At 37.5% G+C, this 10,552-nt stretch carries 11 protein-coding genes; 4 read left to right on the top strand and 7 right to left on the bottom strand.

Annotation, left to right across the window (positions count from 1 at the left end; translation table 11 throughout):
- Positions 1–658 precede the first annotated feature (658 nt).
- Entirely contained in the window at positions 659–1,705 is a 1,047-nt protein-coding gene (locus ACJVDK_RS03425) for an NAD(P)-dependent alcohol dehydrogenase (RefSeq protein WP_443938891.1), read from the bottom strand.
- A gap of 263 nt (positions 1,706–1,968) precedes the next feature.
- Between ACJVDK_RS03425 and ACJVDK_RS03420 the strand changes: the two genes are divergently transcribed.
- The 4 genes from ACJVDK_RS03420 to ACJVDK_RS03405 all read left to right on the top strand — a co-directional run bounded on the left by ACJVDK_RS03420 (position 1,969) and on the right by ACJVDK_RS03405 (position 7,023).
- Entirely contained in the window at positions 1,969–3,456 is a 1,488-nt protein-coding gene (locus ACJVDK_RS03420) for a sulfatase family protein (protein ID WP_443938890.1), read from the top strand.
- Positions 3,457–3,469: 13 nt separating this feature from the next.
- Positions 3,470–5,038 carry a sulfatase family protein gene (locus ACJVDK_RS03415; RefSeq protein ID WP_443938889.1) on the top strand — a complete coding sequence of 523 codons (1,569 nt, stop codon included), beginning with the start codon at positions 3,470–3,472 and terminating at the stop codon, positions 5,036–5,038.
- A gap of 158 nt (positions 5,039–5,196) precedes the next feature.
- The gene (locus ACJVDK_RS03410) at positions 5,197–6,348 is read left to right on the top strand and encodes a glycoside hydrolase family protein (protein WP_443938888.1); all 1,152 of its coding nucleotides are present in this window, start codon (positions 5,197–5,199) and stop codon (positions 6,346–6,348) included.
- 33 nt (positions 6,349–6,381) lie between these two features.
- A complete protein-coding gene (locus ACJVDK_RS03405; protein ID WP_443938887.1) occupies positions 6,382–7,023 on the top strand; it encodes a YceH family protein in 642 nt (213 codons plus the stop codon).
- 27 nt (positions 7,024–7,050) lie between these two features.
- Here ACJVDK_RS03405 and idi read toward each other — a convergent pair whose 3' ends face one another.
- Genes idi through ACJVDK_RS03375 form a run of 6 tightly spaced genes read right to left on the bottom strand, consistent with a single transcriptional unit; the run spans position 7,051 to position 10,548 of the window.
- Positions 7,051–7,599 carry an isopentenyl-diphosphate Delta-isomerase gene (idi, locus tag ACJVDK_RS03400; RefSeq protein ID WP_443938886.1) on the bottom strand — a complete coding sequence of 183 codons (549 nt, stop codon included), beginning with the start codon at positions 7,597–7,599 and terminating at the stop codon, positions 7,051–7,053.
- 53 nt (positions 7,600–7,652) lie between these two features.
- A complete protein-coding gene (locus ACJVDK_RS03395) occupies positions 7,653–8,336 on the bottom strand; it encodes a lycopene cyclase domain-containing protein (protein ID WP_443938885.1) in 684 nt (227 codons plus the stop codon).
- On the bottom strand, positions 8,333–8,791 hold the full coding sequence (locus tag ACJVDK_RS03390; protein ID WP_443938884.1) for a beta-carotene hydroxylase: 459 nt from the start codon (positions 8,789–8,791) through the stop codon (positions 8,333–8,335). Before ACJVDK_RS03390 ends, ACJVDK_RS03395 begins: the two co-directional genes overlap by 4 nt.
- A 1-nt stretch (position 8,792) precedes the next feature.
- A complete protein-coding gene (locus ACJVDK_RS03385) occupies positions 8,793–9,260 on the bottom strand; it encodes an SRPBCC family protein (RefSeq protein WP_443938883.1) in 468 nt (155 codons plus the stop codon).
- A gap of 2 nt (positions 9,261–9,262) precedes the next feature.
- A complete protein-coding gene (locus ACJVDK_RS03380) occupies positions 9,263–9,715 on the bottom strand; it encodes a hypothetical protein (RefSeq protein ID WP_443938882.1) in 453 nt (150 codons plus the stop codon).
- On the bottom strand, positions 9,712–10,548 hold the full coding sequence (locus tag ACJVDK_RS03375; RefSeq protein WP_443938881.1) for a phytoene/squalene synthase family protein: 837 nt from the start codon (positions 10,546–10,548) through the stop codon (positions 9,712–9,714). The genes ACJVDK_RS03380 and ACJVDK_RS03375 overlap by 4 nt, the downstream gene beginning before the upstream one ends.
- Between the last annotated feature and the right edge of the window lie 4 nt (positions 10,549–10,552).

The raw sequence follows: 10,552 nt of genomic DNA, 5'->3' as shown, positions 1-10,552 counted from the left end.
ACCTGCAATGATAATCATTCTATTTAAGAATACTTTTCATTTCTAGTTTTACAATAGAAAAATACCCATCATTTCTATATTAAATTAAATTTTATGATGAAACGCTTTTTTTCAAAAACAACAACTACACACAACACTAGGCAATACTACACACCCAAAAAAGCTAACTAATTGAAAATCTTATCAATAAAAACATCAAAATAATCAGAAATTCTTTCACAAGAAAAGTGATTTTTTACACGAAAAAAATCAGCACTGCACAATAAATCATAAAAAAGTGAATTAAATCGCCAAAAAAGTGAACCAGAGCACATGCATTCTACGACATCTCCATACCCATTCCCGTCATTCAGAGTATACAAAAACGCCTAAAACACAAAAAAACAACCGACAAGAATTAGCTAAAAAAAGAACCCAAGACTTCCATTATTATTATTGAAAAATAACCCAGGAAACACAACTACAAACAATACCCTTACTTAAGTAAAAATAATACTACAAAACAAACCTTACGAAGCCTCTCAAAAAAAACCAAAAATAAAGTCAACAAACTTATTTACTGACGATTATAAAAAAGTAAAAAAAATAAAAAAGCCGTTCAAAACATACAAAAAGTAAGTTGAACGGCTTTTATAAAAATCTTTCGATTCTTTCCTACTTAAATCGTAGCCATATCGATCACAAAACGATACTTTACATCGCTATTTAGTACACGCTCATACGCTTCATTGCTATAGCTAATATCAATTACTTCCACATCGGAAACAATGTTATGTTGCGCGCAAAAGTCCAACATTTCTTGTGTTTCAGCAATACCACCAATGCTCGATGCAGACATGCTTCTATTGCCATGCATCAAAGCTCCACCTCTAAACTTGATCGGTTCAGCCGGTAAGCCCACGCATATTTGCACACCATTAACGGCAAGCATGTTAAAATACATCTCGTAATCGTGCGGAGCAGAAACTGAATCAATAATAAAATCGAAATATTTGGTGTATTTCTTAACCTCCTCAGCATCTTTAGTTAAGCAAAAATTATGAGCGCCCAATTTCTTGGCATCTTCTTCTTTTGAAGCTGATGTACTCAACACCGTAACTTCAGCACCGAAAGCAACGGCAAATTTAACTGCCATATGACCCAAACCACCTAAACCTAAAACACCAACCTTATGGCCTTTGGTAATTCCCCAACGTTTAATTGGTGAATAAGTGGTAATACCTGCACACAATAAAGGAGCAACACCACTTAAAGGCAATTTATCCGACACAGTAACCACAAACTCTTCCGTGCAAACAATTTTATTCGAATAACCACCGTATGTTGGCGTTACCTTATCGCGCTCCATACTGTTATAGGTCCAAACAGTCTCTCCTTTTTCACAAAACATTTCCTGACCACCTTTACACGTCGGGCACTCTTTGCAGCTATCAACCATACAGCCAATACCTGCTAAATCGCCTACTTTAAATTTGGTAACCTCCGAACCCACATCAGCAATACGCCCCACAATTTCATGTCCAGGCACCATCGGATACCTCGCTGAACCCCATTCGCTGCGTACCTGATGAATATCAGAATGGCATATACCACTAAACAAAATATCAATCAATACATCTTTTGGCCCTACATTTCTTCTTTCAAAATCCCAAGGTGCTAACCTATCTGTGCTGTGAGGTACAGCGTATCCTTTTGCAGCTATCATAGTTCAAAATTTTATCAAATCTAAAAATTACATCGCGTTTAAATCGTCTATCGTTTGTAATTTAACGGGTACACATCCAATAACGCGATAAAAAAAGTGGGCTGTCCTCCTCCATTAAAAACACTTCCGAACGCATACATACGAGCTCTTTAGCTTGTACGATAAACTTATTACTTAATCCATTTTTTCAAATCCCTTTTCTATATTTGTTTATTCGATATTTTGTTTAAACATCCAATAAATCGTTTTAACTTATCCTTATTATGAAAACCAAACGAGCAAACACCATTCACACTGTGCTAGCTATTATCGTATTTGCTTTGTCTTCTGGATTCAAAAGCGAACCTATTAAAAATACCAAATCTATTCAATCTCCAAATATTATCATCATTTTATGTGATGACATGGGTTATGGAGACATCGCGCGTTTTGGTGCTACCCAACTCAGTACCCCTAATTTAGACAAATTAGCGAGTGATGGCATGACTTTTACCGATTTTTATGCCGCCGAAGCCATTTGTACGGCCTCAAGAGCCTCTTTGTTAACCGGATGTTATTCAAACAGGATTTCTTTATACGAAGCCATGATGCCCAACATCAAAAAGGGCTTAAATCCTGCCGAAAAAACCATCGCCGAAATTCTGAAAGAGCAAAATTATGCTACCGCTATCGTAGGCAAATGGCATTTAGGTAATGAAAAAGAATTTCTTCCGTTACAACATGGCTTTGATGAATATTTTGGTCTACCCTATTCCAATGATATGTGGCCGGTTGATTTTTCCGGAAAACCCATTACCGATACGAACAATTGGAGAATTTCATTCCCACCACTTCCGCTAATCGAAGGCAATCAAACACGTCGAATCATCAACACGCTCGATGATCAGGCAGAACTGACCACACTTTATACAGAAAAAGCCCTTAACTTTATTGAACGCAACAAAAAGAAACCTTTCTTTTTGTACTTTGCACATTCCATGCCGCATGTACCTTTGGCCGTTTCCAGCAAGTTTAAAGGAAAGAGCAAAGCCGGACTTTATGGTGATGTTATCATGGAAATTGATTGGTCTGTTGGCGAAATAATGAATTCCCTTAAAAAAAATAAGCTCGACCAAAACACCTTAGTGATTTTCACCAGCGACAACGGTCCTTGGCTTGTTTTTGGTAATCATGCCGGCAGTACGGGCGGCTTACGTGAAGGAAAAGGAACCAGCTGGGATGGCGGACAAAAAGTTCCTTGCATTATGCGTTGGCCAAAGGTTATTCCCGCAGGAACAACCTGCAACAAAATGGCTTCCACACTCGATTTATTGCCAACCATTGCCCATATTACCCGGGGAAAACTATCCAACAACATCATTGACGGCGTTAACATATTTCCTTTATTACAAGCACAAAAGGAGGCTGAACCACGAACAGAATTTTATTATTACTACGGAAAAAACAACTTAGAAGGCGTACGAAAAGGACAATGGAAGCTTGTTTTACCACATACCGGCCGAACCTACGAAGGTTTTACACCAGGCAAAGATGGTTTCCCAGGAAGTACCGATGAACAACATGCCACGCAATTAGCGCTCTATAACCTAAGAAGCGATCCAGGAGAACGATATGATCAAAAAGATAATTATCCCGAAATTGTAGCCGACCTGCAAAAATTAGCCAATAAAGCCCGCGCCGATTTAGGCGATAACTTAACGAATACCAAAGGTAAAAACGTGCGCGATTGCGGACATATACATGAACAATAAACACCAGCCCTACATGAAACTTAAAACCATAAGCCTTATTTTTGGTCTACTCGGTAGTACTACATTTTTAATGGCTCAAAAAGCCGCTAAAAACACTAAAAAACCAAATATTTTATTCATCATGGCCGATGACCATACCTCGCAAGCATGGAGTGTGTATGGCGGAATTTTGAAAGACTATGCCCATACCGCAAACATCCAACGAATGGCCAAAAACGGAGCCGTTTTAGAAAATGCATTTGCCGCTAACTCCATTTGTACCCCTAGTCGCGCCACCATCATTACAGGACAATACAGCCAAACAAACGGGGTATATACCTTGCAAGACGCACTCGATCCTACGGCACCCAACATTGCTAAAGAATTGCAAAAGGCAGGTTACAATACCGCACTTTTTGGCAAATGGCACTTAAAAAAACAACCTGCAGGATTCGATTATTTCAAAGTCATGAATGGTCAAGGATTGTATTTTAACCCGACATTCAAAACCCAAGATAACTGGAAAGACGATCCTGAAAACGTAGGCGAACCCTTTACTGGATACAATACCGATATCGTTACCGATTTCTCTATCGATTGGCTTAAAAACCGTGATCAAAACAAGCCCTTTTTCTTAATGACACACTTCAAAGCCACACACGAGCCATTTGACTATCCCGACAGGTACAAAAATCTATATGCCAATATCGAACTTCCCTATCCACCTTCCATTCTCGATTTTGGGCCAGAAGCAAATGGACGTACCTTCAAAGGACAAAAAGTAGAAGAACTTGAAAAACGCTGGGAGGCCTTTCAAAAAAGCCCAAACACCTTCTGGACTAACTATCCAGGCATGCCTTTTACCATTGCTGGATTAGACAGCGTTCAAGCGCGAAAAAAAATCTATCAAAAATTTGTGAAAGATTATTTACGCTGCGCAGCAGGAATAGACGATAACATCGGCCGTATTTTAGATTATTTAGAACAAAGTGGTCAGGCCAGCAACACGGTGGTAATTTATACTTCCGACCAAGGATATTTTCTGGGCGAACACGGCTTTTTCGATAAACGCATGATGTACGAAGAATCTGCCCGCATGCCTTTTGTCATTTGTTATCCAAAAGAAATTAAAGGCGGCACGCGCGTAAAAGATTTAATATCAAACGTCGATTTTGCCGCCTTATTTGCAGATTATGCAGGCATCAAAAAACCGTCATTTGTTCAAGGAGACAGCTTCCGTCAAAACTTACAAGGCAAAACGCCCAAAAGCTGGCGCAAAAGCATTTACTACCGCTATTGGGAACATTTACCCGATCGTCCCGGCCATTTCGGCATACGCAACAATCAATATAAACTTATCTTTTATTACGGCAGTTTACTCGAAATGACGGGTGGAAAAGATGAATCAACTACACCAAATTGGGAATTTTACGATATCAAAAAAGATCCGAAAGAAATGCACAATGCCTATAACGATCCTCAATACAAGAAAATAATCACTGAAATGAAAACCGAATTATTAAAATTAAAAGCAGAGGTTGGTGATGACGATTCTAAGCGACCAGTAATGACACAAATTATGAAAGATTATTGGAATAAATAGAAAACGAACGCGAATAGCCTTTGGCCAAACCAGTCCGGCTATTCGCTTCAATCTTTTTAAATCAAAATCTACTTAAAAATAAAACGCAAATAAATTTAAAAAGTATTTTCGCTGCTATCCGGTTTATTTAACCCAAAACAGTATCATTAAACCAAAGTATGATCAAGAAAACCCTTATTATCGTTGCTGTATTCATAAGTCATTTGGCTTATGCGCAAGACCTTAAAATAACACTCGAAAAAATCGATAGCATCAACTTGTACCAAACACCGGGGTATTACAATTGGTGCCCATCGGTCATACAGGGCGATGACGGAAAATACTATATGTTTCACTCACGCTGGACACATGGGCGTCGTCCATTAGATGACGATCCCTTAAACTATATTTTTGATGGCTTCAGCGGTTGGTTAAAATATTCTGAAATAGCCTGTGCTGTATCCGATAAAATAGAAGGGCCATATACCCATGTAAAAACGGTGTTACCACATGCAGGAAAACCCGGCAACTGGGATCGTTTTACCAAACACAATGCAAACATTCGAAAATTTGGCGATTATTACTATTTGTATTACGTTAGTACAGGTTTTAACGCCGATTATGCATTCAAAAACGATCCAAATCCAGCAAAAGAAAAGTTACAATGGTTCCGATACAACGCCGCACAATCCGTTGGCGTGCTGAAAGCTAAAACCATCCAAGATCTGTTAGACGGGAATTATACGCGCCCTGAAAAACCCATCATGACCATTGACAACAAACAGACCTTTGAGGTAGCCACCAATCCTACCGTTTGTGAAGGACCGGATGGAAAATACTATATGATGTATAAATCGCGTATCCCGGGCGGACAAATGACTTTTTGGATTGCAAAATCGGATACACCCGATGGAACGTTCAGCACCATTGCCAATGTAGCTCATGAACCTGAAATGTCGAGCGAAGACCCAACCATTTGGTACGATAAAAAGTTAAAATCCTTTTATGCAGTGGCAAAATATTATTCAACCAGCTTAAAATACGCTCCAGAATTTGGAAGCCTTTTTATGATTGAATCAAAAGACGCCATTCATTGGAAACCAGCAAAAAATTCTTTAGTCTCGCTAAAAGAATTAAACTTCAAAAGTGGAAAAAAAGTAGCCCTTGAAAACTTGGAGCGCCCATTCATTTATACCGATAAAAAAGGAAATCCAATAGCACTGTTTGCTGCCGCGGCCATAGAACCACCTAAAAAAGGTGATGTTGACCATGTTGACGACGAACATACTTCCTTTATTGTTTATTTTCCGATTGAAAAAGAAAAGAAATAAATTGCAGCCTAAAACTTAAACCAAAACACCACCATGGAAGGAACAGCCGCTTTACCAAATTTAACAACCGAAGAACAACGTGTCTTAGGCGCGCTCATTGAAAAAAGTCGAACCACACCCGATTATTACCCGATGACTCTCCATAGTCTAACAGTTGCTTGCAACCAAAAAAGTGCGCGAAATCCAGTGGTTAATTACGATGAAGAAACCGTTACATTAACACTGAATCAGCTCAAAATAAAAGGCCTAATTTCAACTGCCACTGGTGGCTCCAGTAGAACAATAAAATACAAACACAATTTGGCCATCGTATATCCACTACTTCCTTCAGAATTGGCTATCGTATGCCTCTTGCTTTTACGCGGTCCATTAACACCCGGCGAAATCAACAGCAACGCAGCTCGTTTGTACGAATTCGAAAGCATCGAAGAGATTGCACAGCAACTAGAAAAATTAGCGAGCGATGAAACGCCATTTGTTAAGCAATTGCCTAAAAAACCCGGACAAAAAGAAGCTAGATTTGTTCAGCTATTGGGCGAATATGTTGAAAACGAACAGGAAAGTAATCAACCGCTCGTTACACCTTCAACTGAAGAATTTGAAAACCGGATTACCAAACTGGAGCAAGAAGTCGAAGAATTAAAAGAGTTGGTCAATTTATTAATGGATAAATAAAATATACTGCTTTTGGTGTTTAAAAATTTAAACACCAAAAGCGATTGATTCATTTAATTTCTTTCTCAAATTATCAATTACCTTTGGTAAAGCAACCTTAAACCAATACGTGTAATCTATTGGATTCTGTGCAACATCCTCTAAAACACTGGCTAAAGTTACCCATTTAAAATCTTCCACTTCATCTAAATTAACGACAGGATCGGAGGAAGAATACCCAATAAATACATAATCGTATTCATGTTCAATTAAATTATTTTCGACATTAATTTTATAGATGAAAGAATGCGATAATTCAAGAGAACACTTTAAGCCCATTTCAAATTCAAGCCTTTCAACCGCACTATCCTGGACATCTTCTTCCCATTGCGGATGCGAACAACACGTATTGGTCCACAAACCGCCACCATGGTATTTCGTAGCAGCACGCTTTTGCAAGAGCAACTCCCTTTTCTCATTAAAAATAAAAACAGAAAATGCTCTATGCAGCAGGCCTTGTTGATGTGCAGCTAACTTCTCCATCGTCCCAACAGGACAATCCTTTTCATCTACTAATACCACAAAAGTCCGATCCATTTATATCCTCTTGTTTAAGATAAATTCTATACATTTTCCCAACCACATCCGTTCTATGTTGTTTTAAAACGATTAAAAAAATACAAAACCAATAAAAATTGCGTATATCCATATACGGCATCTTCTATAGGAATTGTTAACATTCTTATTCCCAAAAATTCATCCTGATTGTAATTCACAATGGGCGATTCTAAACCCGTTCCGGTTAAAATTCCGTTTACAGGAAAAAACCCCAGCATCAACACCGTAAAAACCAACGATGCTTTTGTTATCCAATCGGCTCTAACAATAAAATGTAAATATATCATGGTTAATACCATGGCTACCGAGGTTACAAGTGTATATAATTTATCTGCATGCAATAAAGCAACCAGACAACCCACTATAACACTCACAAAAACGAGCAAATTATTAAAAGCTGCTACCTTGTTCCAATTAAAAAACGTATCGATACAAAAATAGGTAAACACACAAGAAAAAGGGATACAGATAAAAAAAAGCCATTCTTCAAGAGGTAAGCCAGCAATGGTTAGCCCCAGTGTGTAAGCAGAATTGAACCACCAAACCCCTTTTGCGGTAAACCAAACATCGCCTGCAATAAAAGGAATTGCAACCAGAACCGCAGCCTTAAAAAATGCTAAAAAATGTACATTAAACTGTATTCTCCTATCAAAAGAAGCAATAAAGCATACAATAACCGTAAAAAACAAAATGGCAGAATACGTGTAAGAAATCATTTTTTAGCGGTTTCAGAATACATTTTAAAATATTTTAGTGGTACATATAAAAAACCAAAACACTCTCCTTCTTCCTTGTTTAGGTGTTTATGGTGCTGCTTATGAGCCCTTCTTAAGGCCAAAAAATAAACATTTTTGGTATTGGTAAAGAGTTTAATGCGCTGATGAATAAAAATATCATGCACAAAAAAATAAGCCATTCCATATAGCATAACACCCAAACCAATAAAAAAAAGGTAATTAAAATTGCTTAATGATCCCACGTACATCAATGCAATGGTAGGCGTTGCAAATAGTACAAAGAAATAATCGTTCTTTTCTAACACACCATCGGTGCTATGGTCGTGATGATCCCGATGTAAAACCCAAAGAAAGCCGTGCATGATGTATTTATGAATCAACCAGGTAGCTCCTTCCATCAAAATAAATGTCGACAAAGCAATTAAAAAACTCATCTTATTTAGTTTCTTGATTAAATAATTCTTCTAAAATAACGTAACGATAATTAAAAATAGTACGTAGCTTATTTTTGACAAAAAGACCATGAGCCATCTTTCCTAAAAAACCAAAAGGCAATTCGTATTCTACCGTATCTTTCATTAAAACTCCCTCACTATTGGGTAAAAACTCATGATCATGCTTCCAATAGCGGTAAGGTCCCTTTTGCTGAAAATCGGTAAAACTCTTATGATAATCAACCTGGGTGATAAGGGTTTGCCATTTCATTGGAATAGAAAGCACAGGCGAAACCAAGTAATCAATCACGTCTCCAGGCGCAATTTGAGCGCCTAAATTTTTAGAAAGAACAACAAAGCCCATATTCTTTGGTGTAATTTTAGAAAGATTTTTTGGTGAAGAAAAAAAAGACCAAGCAGTTTCCAAATCACAATTTAACTGCTGTTCTCTATACAATTGATACCTCATTCTTAATCATTTAAAAGTGTTTCTACTTTCTCTATTAGCCCTTGTTTTTTTAATTCCGCTTTGTTTCTCCTTAAAAAATCTGTGTCTTGATTAACCATGCCCGAATACCCCAAAAAGGAAGGTGCATTTTTTTGCACAGATAAACGAATATACCTCAATTCTACACTATCAGATGCCTGAATTATAGCGCCATCTATGTTTTTTCTACCCTGATTAAATGTTTTTAATTTACTGAACGGATTCAGCAAATGCTTTGCATAAATCGTTTGAAATCCGCCTAAATAGCCTAAATAAATAGGCTCCTTTGCGTTGCGTTTAAGTTCTTCAATCATCTTCTTACAAATATCTTTATTGTAAGGAGCTTTCAAATAATGCGCGCGTATCACACCCAAATTAAGTTGTGCCTTAGCATCACCAAAAAAGAAAAAAAATACAACACAAAATACCGCTTTCATAACATAGCCACTTTATACCGAACATAGCTTTTAAAAGCTACATATGCTTTTAGTGTGTTTGGTATTCTAATTCTATTCTCTAATATTTCTTGCGAGGATTTTTCTTTTATCTTCTTAAAAAGCGATAAATAGTATTTATAAGCCAAATACACCCCAAATTTAGAAGAAGCTGGAAGTTTTTTTATACCCAACAAGGCTTCTTCAAATTCGGCTCCTATCTCCTCTTCAATCTGGTATTTTACCTCATTGGTAAAAAAGCTCATATCCAAATTTGGAAAATAAGAGCGACCCAAAACCTGGTAATCCTCTTTTAAATCCCTTAAAAAATTAATCTTTTGGAAAGCGGAACCCAATTTCATCGCATACGGTTTTAATTCGTCGTATTGCACGTTATTTCCCTGGGTAAAAACATGTAAGCACATCAGCCCAACTACCTCTGCCGAACCATAAATATACTCATTGTACAAAGCTGAGTTGTAACTTATTTGTTTTAAATCCATAGCCATACTATGCAAAAACTGATCAACTAACGCATGATCGATAGCATATTGTTTAACCGTTTCCTGAAAAGCTTGAAGAATGGGGTTGAGTGAAATTCCCTCTTCTATCGCTACCTCTGTTTCTATTTTAAATCGATTAAGCAGCTTTTCTTTATCATAGCCATGAAAACTATCCACAATTTCATCCGCTAAACGCACATATCCATAAATGGCATAAACCGCTTTACGAATGCTTGGCTTTAAGGCTAAAATACCCAACGAAAAACTCGTACTGTACTTATTGGTCGTTCTCTTACTTACTTCGTAAGCTAATTCATCAAACAATTGTTTCATCGCT

Origin of the sequence: Pedobacter paludisoli, from assembly GCF_052344095.1 — a bacterium.
Lineage (GTDB): Bacteria > Bacteroidota > Bacteroidia > Sphingobacteriales > Sphingobacteriaceae > Pedobacter.
Note: the sequence above shows the minus strand (reverse complement) of the source record. Positions and strands in the feature narration are given on the sequence as shown.